This is a genomic window from Pseudoalteromonas sp. T1lg24, from assembly GCF_002964745.1.
Classification (GTDB): Bacteria; Pseudomonadota; Gammaproteobacteria; order Enterobacterales; family Alteromonadaceae; genus Pseudoalteromonas; species Pseudoalteromonas spongiae.
In genome coordinates, this window is the sequence record NZ_PQCB01000033.1 from 394,921 (window position 1) to 419,068 (window position 24,148).

Annotated in this window: 1 protein-coding gene (cut by a window edge); it reads right to left on the reverse strand. The window is 39.2% G+C overall.

The genetic code is table 11. The features are described 5' to 3' along the window. On the reverse strand, window positions 1-23,982 hold the 5' portion of the coding sequence (locus C2M30_RS13980) for an IPT/TIG domain-containing protein (protein ID WP_105172073.1). It extends 1,842 nt beyond the left edge of the window; only the first 23,982 of its 25,824 coding nucleotides appear in the window; the start codon lies at window positions 23,980-23,982; its stop codon lies beyond the left edge, outside the window. Between the last annotated feature and the right edge of the window lie 166 nt (window positions 23,983-24,148).

Genomic DNA, 24,148 nt, shown 5'->3' on the forward strand with positions numbered 1-24,148 from the left:
CTCTCCTTTAGTCGGATCAAATGCTCGCACAGAGACTACATCAGAGTATCCAGTATTACCGTTCGGGTCGTTAGCTCTCGCTTGAATGGTTACTTGTGACTCTGTCTCAGGCGTAAATTGATACAAGTTTGCGGTTTCAACCGTTTCGAAAGCACCTTCATTAATTGACACTTCAACTTTTTCAACACCATATTTATCGAATGATTGAATAACTACATCAGCGACTTCTCCGATTGGGAATTTATCATTCATTTTAGGTGTTACAATTGAAACTGTCGGCGGTGTCGCGTCTTTATATAGCCTATAGCTACTATTAAACGTGCGAGAACCTGCATAATTAAGTTCCGCCTTAAGCACCACATCAACATTTTGTTCAGGTGCAATCTGAGCCAAGCTTGGGTTTACAAAATTTAAAGTGACTAAACCATGGTCAAGCATCTGATGGTATGTTGTTCTATACCACTTGTTATGCAGCATCATTGTGGTGCTATTAACCAGATCAAAATCACCAAACACTTTGAATTGAATACTCGACGCTGACAGTTCTTCGGCTTTCGTTGGTGTTAAGATTGGCTCAGACACGTTTACTTGAGGTTCGATTATCGCGGCACTAAATGGCGCAGTCGCGACATTGTCATTACGATCGGAAACTTTAAGTCTAACGCCAAGTTGCTCAAAAGACTCATCAATAAATAAGCTAAACTTATTGTCACCGATAGACTGTGCGTGATGAACAAAATTAACGCCATCTTTCGCATAAAGCAGCGTGTACCTTACGTCACTTGTTAAATTATCAATAGCGCTTGCTTCAAATTCATAAGTACGACCTCTTGTTAAGGTCATTGCAGGTGTCATTGGCAATTGATCTGCAACTCGCTGTAAACTAATTGACCTTGGAGGCAAACTATCAAACGTAGTGTGACTCAATACTAATTGGCCGTCGATAATCGTAACATTTGTTTTATTGTAATCTTCAACAGTATTTGCGTCGGTGTCACTAATGCCATTTATGACCACCGTATATACTGCGTTATCTTGTAAACGATAACCATTGACTGGAGAGAGTATTAAACGCTTATTTTCAACTGCAACAGTAAAATGATCTGATACATCGAGATGCATTTGAGTATTGTAATCAAAGTTTTCTTTGCTTACCGAAAAGCTTCCCACAACCATGTCATCATTGAACGAAATAGCGATTCTATCTTGTGTGTTAAAAGCAATACTGGTCGACGTCACAATAGGGGCTGTATCATCAATAGCGGTCAAACGTTGTGCAACTTTATAATGCTCTTGTGTGCTCGGTTTAACTATTTCAACATGATACACAGTGCCAGGTAAGGTATTAGGCGTATTGAATGCTATGCCTCCCGTAATATTTCTGTACTCAACCTTATTGGAATCTGAAATAGTATCGCCAAGCTCATCCGCTAAAAAGTAAACTTGTATATCACCAGTTAACCCTTTGCCTTTTAGCGTGATTTCATTTCTCTGCGTATCAGAAACTAAATCCGCGCCACGTGCATTATTACTCGTTAAAGTATCTACAGAAATTGCATCTGTGACATTCAACCCAGCTATTAATGACGCTGTTTCTGCCCCTTGATAAGCGGTAATACTATTTACCCCGGCATTGTCAAAATGACGAGTAAAGGTTAATTGAGTACCGCTATTATTCACTTCAAAGTCAGCAGGCAATAGAGTTTGACCGCCCACAACCAGACGCTCTAGTGCAAAAAGTTGATCTCCAAATAAAGTAAAATGCGTTTCACGTCCAGTGATAGTCGTGTTCGGGGATAAGTAATCAAGCGATACCGGCTCATCAGTAAATAGCGGATGCATGGTAAAGGCATTTGGTAAATCAAATACAACCTGACCACCGTCTATATTCTGTTGAGGATACACATGTAGTTCAATCTTCACAGCCGCATTTGCTATAAAACCTGGCAAGTGTGGCGTATAACCAATGAATCCATCAAACACCTCTGTTTGTCCAGCGACATCATTACCATCTTGTGTCACGCTTAAACTGCTGTTTCGCCACTGAGACTCATCGCCCTTGATAGCGAAGTAAAGTGATTGATTCGCACGTGTAATCAAGTTGGTTTGCGCAGCAATTAAGTTACTAACAATCGTACTACCACACCTTACCTCACGACGAATGAGTCCACATATTTGGTCATCAAATAACATGACATGTGTTGCATTTAGGTCTACGTCGACGCTAGCAATTACGTTAGCGTTTAATGCTTGATCACCTATATTAAGGTCCGCAAGCACAAACTGCTCACCATTAAAGTAACTAAGCAGTTCACCATTGATACTTAATTTATTGTTTGTTCCTAGCGATGTAGTAACTGCTAATTTACTCATCTGCCCACGGATCACATGACTTAAATCATAAAGCGCCAATTCTGACGGTGCCATTACATATAGTCGATTCCCCTCAATATGTAATTTTTCTGCATAGGTCGGGATATCAGACTTTATAACAACCTCAGATGCTAAATCACTTGCTCTCAAAGCAACCAGAGATCCATCTTTAATGCTAATAACAAAATCGTCGTAGAAGGTTAATGCTTTATACGCCCCCTCCAGTGTTTGATAGCTCTGGCCAGAGATATCGGTTATTAATACTTCGCCATCGGCAAACATCGCGAGTGTATTTTGCTGCAGCACTAGCGCACTGATGGTTTTATCAGTTGGAAGTTGAATTCGGTTATGAAGTGCATAAGCCGCATTATCATTCGCTCGATATACGACAACGGAGTTATCATCCAACAGAACTGCTACTGTATCTTTTTGTATCGCCAGCAGTTTACCTTTACTTGGTAATGTATGCGTGAACAAGTTGACGTAGCTATTCCCAATGTGCTTATCGATTACCAATTCATCAATCTTCAGCTTAATAATTTGATCATCAAAGCTTTCCATTAATGTAACGGCATTATCGTGTTCACTTGTTGGTACAAAAACGCTTAGGCTATTATCAATTGCGGCGACGTCTGGGTTGTCTTGGTTATGTAGTTTCACAGACAAACCACCAAGTGTATTAGTTGGTAAATCAAACACGACTAAATTCGAACGAATAAACTCAACACCTGTGGCAGGTTGATTATTAATCTCAATCAAGGTATGGCGGTTTATGCCTTCTGCTTGAATTGCTATTTGTTCTGCACTGTTAAATGCAAAAGTGGTTTCGAGCGTATTTACCAATACTTTTTCATGATTAAACTTACCAATAGCAAGAATTTCTGGGTCAGTGATGTAAGTGTAAGCACCATTTAATACATCGTGTTGGTGCATGTTACTTAGTTCAAGACTGACAAGTTTGTTGCTCGCTGGTTTTTCATTAAGTGGCGGTACAATCAGCGTAAGCTTTTCAGGACTATAATATTGAATGTCTTCTTGTGGTACCTCTTTTCCAGCAAAGCGGACCTTGCTATCACGGCTGAAATTTTCACCAAATAATGTTACTTGATTACCACCATTCCAAACCCCAGAATTAGGCACTACGGCAGTTATGATTGGTGAATTAAATTCGCTCGCGATAAAGCTGAATTGATAAGGCGCTTCGAGCGTGTCGTTAGTGATTGCACGTAATCCTTTGGCAATATTCACCTTATAACGTTTGCCATTTTGCCATGGTGCATCTGACACAAACCTTGCAACTACACCATCCGTTAATACATCTAACTGCCATTGCCCTGAAACAGGCACTTTATTCAAAGTAACATTGATTAAGCTGTCTATAAACTGCTCAAAATAGTGAGGTTCAATGTATTGATTAAAACGGATCTCGAGTGCTTGTTCTAAAGAAACATACCCCTCAGTGTTTGGTGTATGGCCAATGACAGCAAAACCATCTGGTGCAAAGCTTTCAATGCCTCCGCCTGTTCTATGGTACTTGCTACCAACAGGTACAGGACTTTCAATTCCTTGACCTTTACTATCTTGAAGATAAGCCGTTGTTGCAAATAGAGTAAGATTGTTCACCGCAATATCAGTAACAGATCCCATCACACTGTAGTAGTTATAGAGTGCAGGGCTTATATCAAATCTTCCGGCTAACCAATTACTTATATTAAACTGCTGAAGGTCACCATGACCTGCCGCCACATTCAAGATGCTGCCTTGAAGCAATAATTTATCTGCAGAGATATCACCATTGCGTAACAGATAAGCCAAGTTTAGATTATCTAACCCGTTACCAGTTGCTTTATCAATAGCTACTACGGTCGCATTATTGCCTGTAGCAACAAGGATAATTTCATCCAAAACGATAGCGTCTGCAATTGGTAAACGTTTACCTAGCTGATCAGTAACTTTGATACGCTGTTCAATTGTGAAATCACCTGAAGCGATATCTACCGAGACAAGCTCTCGACTGGTTGATAACACTAACCACAGGTCAGCACCATCAACAATCGTTTTGCTTACAATCCCTTTAAGCACTGCACTGCTAATAAACCCAATTTCTTCCAGCTGTGCGTTATCGCCAATAGTATAAATAGCAAGACCAGCGTTAGTTGCAACAAACAATAAATTATTTTCGATAATTAAATCATTAATCGAACCTCTTTGTTGCATAACAGACATCAATTGTGGTTCTGCTGGTTGAGAAGTATCAAACCAAAATAATTGATTACCACCAGCAAGGAATAATTGATTATTCTGAGATGTAATTAAACTAAAACCTGAAGGCGGTAATTGACGTGAGAAATGATATTTTTGAACATCATTGCCAAGCTTCTTTTTCAGTATATTGATTACTACAGGGTCATTTACATCGGCAACTAACAATTGCGCTTGTTGCGTCTTTACGCTCGCCAATTTGTTGCCGTCACTATCATAAGGTGCATACCCGCCACCTGAAATCGCATACAACAAGCTATCTCTTGCGAACAAACCTATTAACGGATTATTGTCATCTCCTTCGGTCGCATAAGTTGCTGTTGCTTGGTCTGCATAGAAATACTCTACTGGCGACACTGTTATGTAGTCTGTGAGTTGAGGATTAAATGCACTTACTGTTGCAGGGCCAAAGTTACCTGCTGGTACTAATCCTTCAGCAAAGTTTGCTGAATGAACTCGTACATTATTGAGTGGCGATCCATTTACTTCAAATTGTGTGCTTGGTGTAAAACCAAAACCACGAAGTTGCAATGTGTTACCGCCCTGTGGGGGACCGGTAGCCGGATTAATATCTTGCAGTACGAGTTTCGGTAATACAATTAATCCTGCAATAACTGTGTCTTGTCGGCCTAGCTTTGAAACGCTTATCGAATAAGCCGTTGCAACATCAATATTTGGGATTTTATCAAGCTTAAAAGTGACTTGATTATTATCAACACTTTCGATGTTAGCCCCATCAATAAGCATATCACCAACATAAATTGTCAACTGTGCAGAGTCTCCTCCGAACCCCGAACCCGTTAACTTAACTATCTCCGTACCGTCTGCATAGAAGTAATGATTAGATGTGTTTTCACTGATACTGACACGTTCAATTTTATCAATATCAATAGCAACTACATTACTATACTGATACGTGATCTCAGATGTCGTGCCTAGTTTTTCACCGTTTATGTTTAATAGCTCAGCATTAATAATCACCGTCACGGGCCCTGAACTATTAAACTCTGGCATTGCAAAGCGAACTTTAGCGCCAGTCATGGTATTAATACCTAACGGAGAAACCTCATAAGTATTGTCTTCAAACTTTACATTAATTTGCGACTTTAAATGTGCTTCATCGGTGTTTATTAAATTATTAAAATAAAGTTCTATGTATTCTCCCGGCCCAATATCAGCATTTACCGTCGGTACGAAATCGCTTAGCGCTAGTCCTTTGGGTAAAATTTGTTCTAACCCTTGCTCTGTTGCTAAGTATTGTGAACCATGTGATTCCAGTAGCACACTCTCAACACTATGTTGCTCAGCATAACTCACCACAAATACATTAGATTCTCGAGACAATTGGATGTATTGGTCACCTAATGTAATTGCCCCACCTTGCTCCGCCAACAACATACTGACTGGCCCTTGTTGGTATTCAAGGCCTGCTAATCCGTGTAACACGTACTCTGGTACAGCTCCTAGTGAAGTGAACTGAACCAATACAATATCCGCTTGGCGCTGCAGTAACACATGCAAATTACCATTAACCCATTGAACTTGAAGAGGTTTACCAAGCAACTCTCCAGAATCAAAGCGCAATACAGGAAAACCTAAAGGCGCAGCATAAACAGGAGAAGTTAAGTCAACAAAGCGTATATATCCTTCAGCTAAGTCTGAATAGCTAGCAATTGCGAGTACGTTATTCGCTTTCGACAACGCTATATCACTCACATGATAATCTGAAACTGCTAACGTATTTAAAATAAATGGATTAGCTTTGTCTGAAATATCAATAACAACCACACCGGTGTTCTGTACCGATACAAATGCAACCTTATCAACAAGCTCGATTCCAGTAACAGGTCCTGATAATGGTAACTGGCTTAGCCTTATTGGTGACATTGGCAAGCTCATGTCATAGATTTCAAGTCCGTAATCTAACAAATAAGGGTTGTTAATGGCTGCTTGCGCTCCGCTGTGAACACCCACAAATAGGAAGTTTTCACTTTCAACCATTGCGCCAATAGACATAGGTGGATAGTTAGGCAAATCAATGCGCGTTCCGCGCTCTAACATATAGTTAAATTGACCTAAAAGAAGTTCTTCATTACCACTAATTAAAATCACATCATATTGCCCAGGCTGTACCACTTTTGGCAATCTGAAACGAATTAAGCTCTGTGAAACAACGTCATCTTCTAAGTTGAGATTGTATTCACCATCATCCATTTCTTCAGTGTATAACTCATTACCTAATTTATTACGTAATAAGATTTTATCTCCAGGTAAGAAAGTCGAACGATTTGACTCAATATTTAATATGTAGCCACCTTCAACCGGCCCTGACGTTTTAGAAAATTCGAATTCAGTCGCGTTATCTATATGGTCTGACACCACTACCGCACCAACTAGTTCGCTACTGAGGCCGTTGTTTTCTACTCTAACTGTGTATTGACCTGCTAGGTTTTCCCTAAATTGTAATCCCGTAATGTCGGTTATCAACATGTCAGAATCTAAATAGCTATCTAAAGGGACGTCATTTAGGAACACCTGTGACTCATTGGTAAATCCACTTCCGTAGATGCGTAATTCTCCAAGATCATTTGTACGGAATAAGTTTCGTGATAAGTGGGATATATCAGGTCTAGCGTCATCAATATAGCTAAATGATGCCTCAAAAGCTGCCAATAAGCCTGTTCCTCTGGCATTATTAGCCGATTTAATATTCAATGTATATCGTTGTTTATCAGAGAGTGCTGCATTAATCAAAAGAGTGCGTGACGCTCCTGCTTCAGGGCTAACTCCAACCACTGTTACATCAAGAAATTCACCAGTACTTTCATCAACTAGTGTCGCGACAACCGAATCAACTGAAATGGCTTCGTTAAACGTAATTGTAATTGCTTCGTCTTTCGCTAACTGCTGAGACTCAATATTACTCGACTTAACAAACGAACCAGGCAGTTCATATGCAGCAACGCCATTATCACCTTGTGCGGTTAGCACGCTGACATTATTGACAAGCCCATCATAGATTTGCGCATTAGTACCCGCAGACACAACAACCGGGTTGTTTATATCTGTTACATCATAAATAACAATGCCACCTTGTTGCATTGAGACAAACAATAAGTTGCCATATACATTTACTTTGTGTGCACTGCTCTTTCCAGATTGTAATTCTTCAGGGATTACAATAAATTTCTCAACTTCAACTAATTGTTTATCAACAATAGCAAGACCGATTTCACCAAGAGCAAGTACTAACTTATTTTGGTACTCGGCAATATCAAATACATTTCCCGGTAGCAATAACTCAGTAACTTCTGATGGGCGGTATAAGTTAATTGCCTGAATCTTATTAGGGTATATACCATTTGAGGGTACATCCAAGCTGAATAAGTCTATTAATGGACATTTAACCGAGAGCGACCAAGCCCTGCTACCGCTATGACCGGCAACAAAAAGTCTGCCATTATCAGTTAACAACAGTTTATTATCGCTTTCTATGGCAATACTGTTTTGTATAACAATAGGGTCATTTTTTTCGAGCATATTAACTGAAAACATTTGGCGCGATGTGGTTCCACCTGGAACCCACGAGCACTCATCAGGAGTGTCTGTTGCTGACGAACTGATACCAGTTGCATAAATACTAAAATCGCTTGACGAAGTCGCAACCGTTAAATCACCCGCTCCAGTGTAAGCTGCATGTTCCCTAACAACAATTGGTATAATCGATGCATCATCTGTATTAACGACCCTAAGGCCTATAGGGCCAAAGCCACCTGCAACAACGGTGTCACGTTTACTACTACCAATATTAGCTAGTTCAAAGGATTCAATATTTGCACTATCAGCGCTAATACCAAGGGCTATCGCTTCATGGTAACGCATGAAATTCTGTTCAGAAGGCGTTAAAGGAATTTCTTCACCTGTAAGAATGGACGCATTTTGTTTTCCAGAAATTAGCTTATGTGTAACAAACTCCTCAAACTCATATTGCTGGTACTCACCATTTGGTATTGTAGCGGTAGTGCCCGCTACGACCAATTGATTCGGATTATTCGCATCGACTGAATAACCAATGTTAGGTAAAAACACTGGGACTTGTGCAATCGAAGCACTCGGAACTCCCAAATTAAAATAACCACTGCTTGTGTAAACCATATTCGCAGTGGATAGCGCTGCTAAGTCGTAACTACTTGCGGCAAATAAATCAATAGCACTTTGTTTTTTAAGACCATAGCCAAGCTGTACGTCTGTCTCAATACGGTGGGCATTATTTCTGCTTGAAACGGTTATTGGGTGCTTACCTGACATATTTGGTGGTGCTGTGAAGGTGAGTTTATTGCTACTAAGCACTTTTACATCTTGCGCAGTGACATTACCAACTTTGATACTAGTTCCATCAGATACACTAGTACCCGGTTCAAACCCGCTACCAATTAATGTAATAGTCTCTCCGCCTTTGTAATCTGTCCACAGAGGTGACACAGCGTTTGCACTCAACACGCCGTCAACAACAATTGCCCCTTTTAGGCTCAAGGTATACTGCGTACCTTCGCCTGTTATTATCATAACCAAATCATAAATACCCGGTTTAGGCAGTGTTGGCGTAACAAAGCTCAATGTATTTGCAGGGTTTTCTACCGAAGCATGATTAATTTGCAGGTCTGTAACTGGTTTTTCGCCGATAAAGATAGAAATATCTTTGTTTGTTAATAACCCTAACACTGATAGCGAATGCTGCTTTTGCTCACCCGTTAAAACTCGGCGTGGCAACAAATCAAACAACGAGTAGTTCTCAATTTCTTCGTTGATATACTTAAATCTCGTTACAACATCATTTTCGAGAGACGCTATTTTTAGGTAATTGTTATTGGGCAACGGCTTAACACTAGCCAAGCCACTTTTCACTACAATATCAAACGTATCATTTACCGAAAGCTGTGATAAATTTGGTGATATTGAGATGTCATTATTGGTAATTTCAATATCACTTGGGATAACCTCACCATTAATGTTTCGTGCAAACACAAAATCATTATTTTTGTCGTAAAGGTCTATCGCTTTATTGAAAGAGACAACCACGTTATCAAGCTTTTCGTTGACATAATGTGGTAAAGGCTGAACTCGAATGACTCGTAATTCGCTATCAATATAGCGACCAATCATATAGCTCGACTCGCTTTTGAAAGACTTGCTGCCTGCCGTATACAAGGCATAATTAGAAGTTGTGAGCACGTAAACTGGATATTTAATCGCTAACTTACCAGCCGTTGGTTTAATGTTTTTAGCATCCGCTACATTTAAACTCACCACGCCAGACTCGCCAGTAGCTAAATGCAGAATATTGCCCTGTATAGCGACATCATGTACCGGTCCATAATTCACAAGCCGAGCTATTAATTTCGGCTGATAAGGGTTTTCAATATCAATTATTGCAGCACCTAAAGCCCCCATTGCCATATAAACTCGCGTTCCATTAACGGCTAAATGAGAACCAGGTAAATCAATCGAAGCAACGTGTTTCAGCCCCAATTCGGCATTGTGTTGAATAATGTCTAGCTGACCACTTTTAACACTTGATGTGTCAAGAGTTTGCGAAGCAAAATTGTATTTACCGGAAGCAACAGCAAAAAACTTACCTTGTTGTAACTCTAATTCTGCAACATCTAACGCATCGAACTTGGTTTGATAAGATGCGGCAGAATACAGTTTAGTGTGTAAATGACTATCTAATATCTGTAACCCTGAGTCTCCAGCGGCAACATATACTTGATTATTTTCAGCTCGAATACCTTTCGCAAAGTTCGCACCTAATGCAAGAGACTTAACCAATTGAGCTTGTGAGATATCAAAACTATTTACTGCAAAAACAAAAACTCGTGCTGAGTCTTTGATCGGCGCACCATCTTTATCCAATAATGCCGCAGTTACGAATAATCTATCGTTATTTCGTTCGAAAAAGCCATTAATACCAAGGGCAAAGTAATTTGATGGTAGCGCATAACGTGCGACTAAAGCATTTTCACCTCGTTCTGCCAATGATAAATCCTGAACAAGGACACCTTTCGGCCCAGCAGCTAAGAACAAATAATTATTAGACGGATCAACCTCACTGTCATAAATTATTCCTTCACCCTCAATCTGCAACTCGCTAGGAGTGCGGTATTCAAACGCAGATTCAAGGGTAATATTGCGGCCATCTGAATACGAAACAGTTACATCACTTAGGCCCAGTCTGCCTGCAGGCACCGTAACTATTAGTTTACTGTTATCTACAACTCTTATGTCTTTTTTCGGAACAGGTACATCACCAAATTTAATCTCTAGCCTTTGAGAGCTAGGTTCAAAACCCTGACCTGTAATTGTTACTTCAGTACCACCATTTACCGAACCGTAATTCGGCATGACTTTGCTCAAAGACAAAGGAGCAACATAGTGAAGTGCGCCAATGTAGAGTTTGCGATATTCACCATTGATAACACTCAATGAACTGATGCCTGCGTCATTACTAGGCGCTTGTATCGTATACTGACCGTTTGTCTCATCAAACGCAGTAACTTTCGCCACTTTACCGCTCACTAAAAACTCAAGTCCCGGTACTACTTGGTCTAATGTGATTGTCACTTCACTGCCGCGTGTTGAAACACTTGAAGGGAAAACTGAAACTAACTCGGGCTCTGCCGTGTCTTGTGAGTAAGTTGTGAAATTGACAATATAGTCAACTAAACCTTGGGCTCTATAACTATTCGCTTCACTTGATAGTGTTAATCGATAGTCTTGGCCACTAGCTAGGTTTTGTTTTGGCGTAACCGTGAGTGTTTTGCCTGCAATAATATAATCAAAGGATACATCAGTGCCATCAGCACTTCCTTGAACCTTCTCAAGATTAACGAATCTATTAACAAACGCTTGTTCTGATAGACCATTTAAATTAATTACTTTACTAAAGTTTAATACCAGCGAATCATCAATATTAAACAGACCCATTGGGCGCGGGTAAGAGTCAATAATCTCGTTAATCTTAAGGTCGATTAAACTAAGTTTACTGCCGTAATCACTCTCACTATAAACGACTGCAATGCCATCTTTTGATACATCTAAACCTTCAGATTTGCACTCACTTTCACATATTGTAACGCCGTCTAAAAACTTAATGCCTTGATTACGAGACGCGTCAAAAATTATCACTGAAGAAAGGTTAGTTTTATCAGTTTCTTCTGTTTGCTCTCTCAATAACTCATCGAGCACCTCTTCAGCAAGGCTTTTCTTTGGAGGTACAAACAACTGATATGCTAAAGTTTCAGAAACAATATGTGTTTTTAAACCTTGGTATTGATTAATCTGAAAACCTAAATCAGTAAACTTAGCTACCAGTCTTGGCTGCAGATTAATTAATTCCCAGCGAGAGACACGCGACTGAGTATCAATGACATCGCTCGATAGTGGGGTTTTTTCAAATAATCCACGGAAATTAACAGAATCAGCTAAAGCACTACTCGGTCCCATAATATCAAGGTAGTAAGTTGTGATTGGGTTTTCTGCTATTGAAATTGCTAGTTGAGTGCCAATTGGTTCAACATGCTTTATAGGTTTTGGCCCTTCAAAAACTCGACTGACAAATGGTTCATCGGCTCTCGAAATATTGACAAAAACAATGGTACTGTCTGTCACCACAAGTAACAGTTGGTCAATTACTAAGAACTGTTTAATTTCTTGTTTAATATCTATTGGTAACTTAATGTTGCTAACGATGCCACGATCAACGCTATCATCTGATGCAAAATTCGCCTTATCGAAAGCCAGCAAATAAGTACCGTTTTCATACTCTAGATCAATAAATGGATAATCTTCCGCTCTTGCAACAGCATAAACATATGAGTTCGTAACTTGGAGCATTTCAGCATTAAGCGTTTGCGGCAAATCATAATAGCCCAAACCATGCATCGGCGCCGCATCATCTATTTTTGCTTCGTCATACTTAACTAAAGATAACCAACTCGGCGCATAGTAGTTCCTAACATAAGATTCATCGACTACTTCTGATGGCTTTAAGGTGTATTGTGGATTTATTCCATCACCCAAAACATAAATAAGATTCTGAGCCTCATCAAATCCTACGCCCTTAATTTTGCCTGGTGGTAGCTTGAGCGCATCAATTGGTTTATCACTATCTCCGTTGTACTTTTTAATGTCGTCTAGTGAAAACACCGGTGACGTAATTAAAGAACGAGTCTCAGATAAATCGCCATAGAATAATGCTTTTGCTAAATACGCCGTTTTTCCTTGGGAGTTTGTAACTTTTAGGTCAACAAAACCACGGAAAGATTCACCAAAGTTTGGAACAATTACACTTAGTTTCGTTGCGCTTTCGATGGTTGCATAATTACCGTCAATCTTAATCGATTTCTGTATATCGGGATCGTCGTGACGGATAAATGTCAGCGTCATATCTGGGCTAAAACCATAACCGATAACTTTTACATGGTCACCCTCACCTCGTTGACTTGCTTTAATAGTAGCTGGGCTAACGAAGGATATTACAATTTTATCAGTATACGTAAAAGCACCTGGATACACTGTTTTTATACCTTGATCTTCGAGCTCGATCGCTGCAGGTCCAGATACATTTGGTAACGTAGTTATTTGTAATTTAACTTGTTCATCACCTAAGCGATCAAATGAAACCACTTTATGTTCTATTCCGCCTAATTTCACCTTAACCGAATCAGTTACATTTTTGATGATCATGGTGAGCGAATCACCGCCAGAAGTGTGACCCCAAGATGGTGTTAACGACAATAATTCAGGCTTATCTCCATTGGTACTATTTCCAGTAAAAAAGTCAAAGACATAATCACTACTCAACTCGAAGCCTGTTACTGCTTGCAAGCCCGCTTTGAGCGTTACATAGAAGCGAGTGTTTGGGTTTAATAACACACCTTCCTTACTGCTAAATGTAACTGTTGTGTAATCCGTTGCTTCGTCCAATTGTTTAAATGAGAGTTCAAACTGACTTGTTAAATCAACGCCAAGTGTCGGGTGGCCCTCTCGTACTTCTAAGAAACTACCAAGGTCAGTTTGCGGCATTAATGCCGTAGATAATCGGATATGCCCTGTAAGACCTTCTCGAGGATTATAAATAGAGCCGGATTTCGGTTCATGTTCAATCACAGTGAGAGATGGGAAACTAATTCGATTGAAGCCTTTTTTACCGGCGGCAACAAGCATTTTGTTGTCAACAAGCTTTATATCAGTTGCAGCAAAACCTGTACTTTGTGCCTCTTTATTAATCAACACAGGCTGCATTGAATCACTTCTCATCGCTAAAAGACGATTCAAGTCAACAATTTCAATAATAGTTTTAACCGGTACATGTTCTTGGTCTAGGTAGAAAGTAGATACATAGGCTTTATTTCCTGAAACAGCAACATTAAACGCCCCTGCAGAAGTTAAGTTCTCTTGTGCTGCTTCGATTGCGTGCGACGCGATAAACTGAGGGTTTTTTGGATCTTCAAGCGATACCATATGAAGTGCCCCAGCCCCCTGCCAGGAACCCGAATCTGCAACATATAAAACGCTCCCCTCAATACTGAGGCCTGTAGCGGAACCTGCAGTGTCTAAGGTAGATACAATAGGTAAATCTGGGCGTGTAATGTCAACGATCACAATACCTTGGTACCCTGCGGCGATTACAGCATAATTCTGATAGATAGTTACATCTGAAACATATCCGTCTGGCTTTATAAAATCGACTCTGTACGGGTTTTCTATATCCGTAATATTGAATACTTGGACACCACCTAAGCCATTTGCAATAAAAGCCAAGTTGCCTGAAACTGCAACAGCATTTGCATCTTTGTAAGGTAAATCCGCATTGCCCGATAATAGGTAAGGTACACCAAATTGATTATCACCGTTTTTCTTAGTAAACAGTAATAATTCACCAAACGCCGAGTAGTGATCCTGAATATGGGAATCTGGCGAGCGTTCAGAAATTAATGCGCTAGTAAACCTATTACCTTCACAATCCGATACACATCCAACTCCGACTTTACTAGCCGCAATCAGACCATCTGCTGCGGCTAGACTTGAAATTGTGCCTGTTAATATTTCAACATTAGCATTGATCAGCGGCGAATAAACAAATCGTTCGCCATTTTCGGGGGCTTCATTCCAATTAATATAATCAGCGAGGAAAAGTCCCGTTTCATTTTTTATTTCTGGAGATTCGGCGTGCATGTATGGAGCAAATATTGGTAAATTCACCACTGGTGATACCGTCGACCAAGCACCCACTAGACTTTGCTTTGCACCATCTTGTCTATATTGTGCAAGTGCGTTGTAATGTACAGTTTTAGCTAGAGCATTAGCTGTGCTTTTTGGGCTAAAGTAGACTTTTTCACTAATTGGATGAGCAACTAAATGCGTTGTCTCCTGTGCTACTGTGTGCTGACCTGTAATAATACTGGTTACAACCCTAACACGTTCATTCTTTAAGCTTTGAGATGTTAAAATATTACCGTCACTGAATTCAGTCCAATAAACAAACTGATTATGTTTAGGTTCACTTACTTGGTAACCAAGATCGGCAAGCGTTTGGTCATCTCGAATCAGTTCACGCTCAACCTGGTATAGTGTTATCCATTGGTTGTCATCATTTTGATACTCTCTTAACCATGTTTGTTTTACTAATCGCTCACGGCTGCTGCCATAGTCTTTAAAAGTCACAAAACTAATAGTCGCGTTTTCGGTATCAAGAATCTCACCATCGAGTGGCGCCAGATTAACAACCTCCGGCTCAACTGTATCATCTAAAATCCCTACTTTAATGACTTCTGAAAGGCCTTGCTGATCTAATTTATCAAATGCAACCGCCTGTATATTAATACCTTTTGCATCAACAGGTGGGTATAAACGTGCTTTAAATATATTTGAATTTGGCTCAGGTTGGTAAATCACTGCGGCTGGTTTATCGTTCATTAAGAACCTTACGCGATCAATACCAAAAACACCAAGATCATCTTTTACGCGCACAAATACATCAATTGGTTCGCCTGAAATTGCATAGCTTTGTTGCTGACTAGGTTGAACGATATATACTTCTGGCGGTTGATCTGCCATAACAGTAAATGCAAACGCCGAGCTAAAATCACTTTCTTTGCCATACGTATCAATCGCTTTTGCACGGAAATAAATAGTATCTCCTACGTTCAAGTCGCGACTTGACTGCTCAAATGTAAAGGGGGCAGTACCCGATAACCCAACTTCCTCGTATGATTCGATCGTGTCATTATTCACCGAACGATACAAAGTAACTGATTCAACACCCGACTCTAAATCTGAAGCGTGAACATTTGCTATAAAGTCTCGACCAACCGTAACTGATTGTTGATTATCTAGAGCGATGCCGCGAGTATCGAGTAAAATAATGTTATTGATATCAGGAGATGAATTTGCGCGTAAAAGAATACCCGTGCTTTCTGCTGCAGTATTTCCAGCACCATCAGAAGCAATGACGCGCACTTGAAGCTGGGCAGCTTCACTTTCATGTTGATTTAATTGTTGTAACTTCGGAAGCACAAATTCGCCATTATAAGGCGGTATCAGTGAGAAGTTTTGGCTTATTATATCGCTGTTTGCAATGACTCCATCGTTATTGAAATCATATACTAACTGTGTATTAACACTCGACACTTCAACATTATCAGTTGCATCTACGGCATATTTTAATCTGCCTTGCTCTGTAACAGTAACACCCTGCTGCGGATTAATAATCGAAATAATAGGAGCTGTAGTATCTTTGCTGACATGTAATTTAGTTTTGTTGCTAAAACTAGTACGTGCATTTTCCTTTCTATGCTCCGTAACTGTCGCTAGCAACTCGATGTCTTTACCAGTTTGACCAAACGGGATTTTAAAAACAAATTCGTATGGGTATTTACCATCTGATAATGTTAAATCACCACCAACTAAACCTTTTACCTGTAGTGATACATTGTCAATACCAACATCATCTGACGCAACAACTTGAGTCAGGACAGTTTGTCCTTCAATGTAATTTGCATTATTTTGTGGAAATGCTATTTCTGCTACAGGCGCTTGGTCTGCCACGATTGGTAATGTGATTGACTCTTTAGCAAGATGATTATCAACATCATTATATTTTTGGCCATATGAATCTAATGCCTCAACATCAATTCGAATCGTGTCATTGTTCAGCTCAGCTTGCGTAGGTGCATAAAATGAAAATGTATACGGTCCTTTTTCAAAACGTCGTGATTCAATTAATTTGTCTTTGTTAAATACGGATGCCCTTACATATTCAATTTTTACATCATCTTGCGCGTGAATGTTAACCGAAACTGGTGCTCCTTCAACGATTTTTGACTGCAAATTAGGTGATACAATATCTACAACGGGTCGCTGATCGATATTCACTTTAAATGCATTTTCAACTTCATATTCATTGCCATTTGCATCTACAGCTCTAAGTTTTAGCCACACAAAGAAGGTAACATCTGTAAAGTCAGATATAGTTGGAAATTGAGATTGTATGTTCGCAAGTGTATCAATTTGAAAAATATGATCATAAACGGGTGTGTCTATATCATTGGTAGTAATTACATTGTGATCTTTAGCCGGAATATTGGAAATTGTTCGGATAGGTGCATCATATGATAACGCGGCTATCTCTTGTCCATTCTTAACTGCTGTTAACCTTTTAAATAGCTCAAATTCACTAACTTTGACGTTATCATAACCGGTAAATTGTGTTTTTACGCTACTTGCTTCAACAACACCAAATTCTACTTTAGGATACAAAATTGCTGCGGATGGTTCGATGTTATCTGGTACAACATTCAATACAACTTCATCTTTGTTGAAGTCATTATCTAAATCGGTAACAACAGATGACAGCGCAATAATTTGCTGGTCTTTAGTTACTTGGTCAGGCAACTTGTAATAGAAATCGAATACTTCAAGGTATTCACTATCTTCGCTTGCATATATTTTTGCGATTTCTTCGCCGTATAACTTTTCATATTCATCATAAATTTCAGCAAGCTTCAGTTTATCTACTGAGCTAAGTGTTTTATCAGTATCACCATTGAGGTAATTAATTTTTACGCCATTAAATTTGGTAACAATATTTGAATCTTCAATCTTTCGATCATCTGTTACAATCACGCGCGCTCGCAGATTGAATGCACCAGTTACAATAGATTGTGAAGGTGCAGGTGAAACAATACGAATTCCCGGCTTTACGTTCCCCAAAGGATGAACAAAAAATTCAATGACAGCTTTTTGATTTAATACATCAAAAACCGTTGTTCGATATTGTTGGGTTTGTTCATGATTAAATACTAAATCAACACTAACATTTTCTTTGACTGTATGGCTTTGATCACAGGCTGTTGCATAGTCTTTTTCAAAGACTAACTCTGTGCTTCCATTAGGTAATAATCGTTCAACTTGCAATCTTGACAAGCCTGTATCATCAAGAAGCGTCAAATCATAGTTAAAATTAGCCCCATTTCTTACCCAAAACTCACCGTAATTTAATCGACTTTTATCAGTAATAATGTTGTGCGCGCCAAACTTAATCAAATCGATTTCAGGTAAATCATTTTTTATAACTGGGTAATACTGCGAAATACTCGAAACAACTCCTTCAGAGTCTGTGAGGTTTACGGAGAGTAAAATATCATCGTTAACTTTTGAGCTTGTTGGCACATTACCCAATAAAGTAAAGTCTTCACTAAATAGTTCAGGGTATTTTGACGCTACGACCTGATCATTGATAAAGAATTCAATTTTTTGCAGCCTTTTCGCATCATCTGCAAAGCTAATATTCCAATCAAACTTTTCGCCTGCCTTAAGTCCGTTTAACTGTGTTGGTGACATCTGTTCAGAAGTCAATGAAGTTGTGCTTTCAGTTATCAACATTGTGCCAATCTGAGGCATTGAGTGGAAAGCGTTGTCTTGCCTCAAATAATCTAAACCGACACCAAAGACCGCAATATCTTGTCTATGTGCATAAGGTGGTAAAACCAATAAATTAATTGCACTATTCAGTGCTTTTTTATCATTGCCAAATGCATAGCTAGGGCTAAATGCAACCCAAGAGCGACCTTGTTCGGTATTAAAGATAAGGCTACTTTGGTAGTTAGAGTCTGTTAATCGAACTGGATTGTTTGGTAACGGATAGCGAGTGTGAGCTGGTTTTGTAATTGACAACTTATTGAAATAAGCAAATTCATTTACTTCACTTATAATTTCAAAATCTAGACTGTCAGCTTCTAAATCCAATAAGTTTATTTCTTCATTAAAAGCATACACTTGAGCTTGGTCAATCGCCATACACGCATCTGCACGTTTTGGTGATACTTTTACTTTAAACTCACCTGAAAGATTCGTTTTAAATACCAACTTTGCATTACTCTCTAATTCATTAGAAAGTGCTTTTAACTTGTTCCCTTCAAATTCCAACCACGGCTTATCACCAACAAATACGCTAAATTCACCGCTATCAGTTAGCATATCCATTTCATAAGTTAAACCACTGGCTATCTCGTTTTGTTTTTCAACTTGGTAAGAGAGTTTTACTGAATCAACGAGGTCATCCGACATTAGTACCAACCCAGCAACCACAGGCTTAGATTTAGGTGCGTAATCATCACTTATTAATGCGTTAACAAATACATGTTCACCTATAAGCATTGGCTGTGGTGATGCAGCATCGAGCACTAGTTTTGCAGGCTTATCTTGTTCAATCTTAATTGTTTGTTTGACTTGTGATTGATTGTTCAACCTATCATTTGCAACTATTGAAAGTTCAACTTCCTTACCTTCGCTAGGGATTGGGTTGAATTGACTAAAATCAACGTAGATTCCAAGGTCTTTTGATGTAAATGTGTCATCTATCTGTTGCGATTGATGTAAAATTTCATCTTGGAGTTTTACCTCAATAGTTGACAAACCTGAAGCATCCTCAACGTCGATGTGTAACGTTACTAACTCATTCTGAATTACGGTTGGTAAAGGTGAAATTACATTTATGTTAGGCCCTTGTGTATCAGGCAATAACGTCACTTTTACATTGTCGCTACTTCCTTGATTTGCCCCACCATCAACTGCATGCAGAGTAAAATCATAGTCAACTGCCTCAAGTCCCCAAAAGCTGCCCGGAACAAACACGATACCATTCACTTCAGCTTTTACTTGCTCATGAACAATACTAGTGCCTATGGTGATCGGGTTTTCAATTTCGATACGTTCTATTGAATCTTTACGAACAAATGAAAACCATTCCAATGTATGCTTTTTACCTTGACTATCGATAAATACAGGCGTGACGTCATCAATGTGAATATCATCAGTAACAACAGCTGACACCTCAAAAGATTGACCTGTTTCCAAGCTAAACGCGACATTTGGTTTTACTACACTCACAATTGGAGCATTACTGTCTTGTATTACTCGCAGTTTTATTTCTTCGGTAACAATCTGAACACCATCATTAACGGAAACAACTAGTTTAAGCTCGTCTTCAGACACATTAGGCATGTTGAAAGAAGCTAAATATTGCGCAGAGCCAAGATCCGACCGCATAGTACCATTGTCGACTTCTTTCCCATTCTCAAAAAGTTGCCATTTCGCGCTGAACGTGCTGTTATCTGTTATGTACGCCAGTACCTCAACTAATTCACCTTCAATATAACTGCTACCAGTGACAGGATGCTCAATTACTAAATTTGGAATCGGGTCTTCATAAACGTTAAAATCCCAAACAACATTATTTACATTCCCAAATTTATCAATCGCTGAAATTTCTAGCTTGACCGGCGAGGTCTGTTTAGGTGTATGGTACAAACTCATCACTTGCCGAGCCGCCTTGGCGTCGTACTCAGCCGCTTTATCACCATCAATGTAAGCTGTCACTGATTCCACGGGCGCTTTATCAAAAGCTGTAAATGTGAACACTACACGCTTATCTACAAGTAATGCTTCTGAAGCAAGCGGATTAACTAGGTTTATGACTGGTCCTTCGCTATCACGTGTAATACTAATCAAGTTACTGTACACATCCGACTCTTGTCCCATCGTATCGGTTGCAATCACTTTTAGGTTTATCGATTGCATCTCATTTGCTAAAGACAAAGTTGCTAGATCAATCGAAAACGTACCTTGAACACTGGTATTAGGTGTCACGGCTCTTTGATCCGATAATTTTCGACTAATCAGAACGTTATGCTTTTCATCAATTAAACTAACTTGAACGTTTTTCACGCCTACGTCATCTTTAGCGATAACATTCAATGTAAGCTCACTATTACTTGTATAATCTAACTGATCTAATTCAACTTCATATATACTAGGTCTTTGGTCGTTAATCACGGCGACCGTAAGGGAAATACTTGTTTGGTTTCCCGCTTCATCAGTAACGTAACCATTTAATGTATATGGCTGTTGCTCTACTTGTTTTGATTCATCAAAAATTGGGAATGATGCTAAGCCTGCAATTGAGAAGGAATTTGCTTCACCAGGTAAACGCTGAATTGGAATATCACTGTCAGTAATTGAATCGGTTGTAACCCCCGTTACTTTAAGCTTACTTCCTTGCTTTTTTACACCATTAATTTTAAACCCTGATACCCCTACATTGTCGTAACCAGTTACTTTTATCAAATGCTCAGTGCCAGTGACGATTTTTGCGACACTTGAATCTGCTAAAATACCATTGATGCTAGGCGAGACGAACTGAACAACGGGCTTTTCATTATCCACACCTACTGCAACGTTGATTACTTGGCTATTACTGCTTTGATGTTTGCTATCGATTGCTTTCGCATAAACTGAGAAATTTTGAACTTCTTTGTTTTGCACTGGAACATCAAAAACTGCGCTATAAGGCGCATTAGTATCGCTGCCAATTAACTGGTCATTAACGTAAAATTCAACCATTTTGACAGCTTCATCATCGCTCGCTGCAGCTCTTAACTCTACTGGTAAACCAGCAATCCAGTAATCTCCTTCGACAGGGTTTGAAAGCGAAACACTAGGCCCTTGGTCAGATTTTACATTAGTGCGAATTACCTCACTTTGAGTGATTTCACCATGAAAATCAGTAACTTTTACTTGAATATTAGCAATATCACCTAGCAGCTCTGGGTCGATATCTATTTCACGTTTTAAAATAGCTGTTGGCTTACTCAGCTCATTTTTTTCTTCATAATCATTATCAAATATCGTATGACTATCTACGACGCGACCATTTAGCAGTATTTCAACGTCAGTACCTAAGAATAAAGTATCGTCCATAATTTGAAGTACAGCCGTTGTCGTGCCACCCGCAATAACATCTGTTTCATGCTGAGGGTGCTGCAAATTTAATGATGCAGCTGTATTTCGTATTAAATTTAAAAACCGTGTAGGTGTTGCTTGTGTTTTAATCCCTTTCACAAACTCAGCATACACAGGGACTGATTTCTGTTTAATTGTCGTATTTTGTGTATTGTATTTTAGTGACCAAGTTTCAAACAGGTAATCTTTTTCTTCTCCTAACGGAGTCTTAATCTTTCGTACTTCAAAGCCTGGGAAACTTGCTGTACCTACATTCTTTCCATCTACATAAAAATTTACGCGCTCAATCCCAGTTGTTTTTTCAAAACTTTTTTTCGCTTCACCAAGGTTATGACTAAGTTTAAAGTCAACTCTAGTTCCTGCAACAACCCGTTGATTTTGGATTGGCTTTTCAAATGTCATATCTGGAATAACTATCGAGTCTTCATCAATTACCATAATTGACTTTTGAGCCGAGTAACCAGTTTGACCCGCGCTATCGGTTACTCTCGCTTGTACTTTTACGTTCGGCGCTGTTTGGAATTCAGATATATTAATTAAAAATTCATATGGCGGCGAAGTAACTGTTGCAGCCAGTTTGCCTTCAACTAGAAAATCTACTTTGAATACTGATACATCGTCTACTGGTTTGGCGACTAATGTTGCTTGTTTCCCTTTAACAATTTCAATCGGTGTAGTTAGGTCAACATTCGGCAAAGCATCTATTGCTGAAACCGCGACTTCCCCCTTTATTGTCGGGTCGTTCGCTAAATAAAATGTTAATAATACTGGCGTTGTCGATGAGATTGGTAAAAGCGAAGTAATTTCATTATTTTCTATTTTTAAGTAATTGCTCGCAAATTCAGGGATTTCTATATCGACTGCATACTGTTGAGACACTCGGAATTTATCGCCATTCTCATATATAGCTTCAATTGGAGGAAGTGTAATTGCTTTATTTAAAGACGGAATTGTTAACGTCTCGCTACCAAATGAAAGACCTTTTAATTTCTTTGAAAAATTTACTTCTATCGGAACATCAATACTATTTAAACTTGGGTAATTAACAGTTATTGTGGCATTTTTACTATCAGCATCTGGTGAAACATATACCGTTCCATCGCTACTCACCTTAACATGCTCTGGATCAGAGGATGTGTAAGTTACACCCAGCCCTTCTCCTGCGCTAACCGTTTCGCCACGGAATTCAAAATTAATGTAAGGCAATAAAGTCACAGATTGAAACGGGTCATTTATCGAAACTCGTTCAGGGAATACGCGCCAGCCAAGCACTTTTTCTTCTAATGCTCCTCCCGTTTTTTCGATACTAGACGTAACAGCTTTGTTGCCGTATGCGTCTATTACATATGCATTCAGAAGCAATAAACCATCTGCGTAAATTTGTTGGGCTGACAGTTTTCTGTCGAAAGGAATTTTTAACGAAAAGCTGGTTTGAGCATTGGTCTTCGGAATTATGATTTGGTAACCTGCAGAATTTGCAAAAGCGCTAGTTAAAGCATTGTCAACTACACCACCTGCACCTCTTAATGCCGATGCTGTTATACCCTTTAAATCAATCCCTACTTTTGAGATATCCGCATTATCTGTAGCTTGATAGGTTACTACTAGCGATTGTTGCTCATTTTCTTCAATGACGTTGACACTTTCAAAATAGATCTCAGGGGAAATAGTGTCTTGCGAGAATGACTCACTATAAGTGTCGGTTGTGCCATCAATATAGGTTATCGTTATCGCTGGTTGATTGCCCTCAGCGAGACTAAACGAATATTCACATTGGTCAGTTAACTGTGAATCAGTTAATTCCCCTTCAGAGTTAGTATATTGCACACTAACAATGCGGCTACAATCAGATGCAGAAAACACAAAACTATTCGATGTAGATACATCGAAGCGTCCTGTCGTACTGATATTATATGCATTTGACCCAACAGCTACAGACGGCAAAATAACTGCAAAAAAGGCAACTAATCCTTTTACAAACGACATCTAAGTTCTTCCCTGAATAAAGTAAATATCTTTACGCGTAAAAAATCGCAGCCGGCATTATAAAAGATTAATTACGATTCAGGCAAATTTTTTTCTTTTATTTACAGGAAGATAAGATTTTGAGATCAGAGGCCTACTAAGTTCGGTATATGCACGCTTTTTTTGG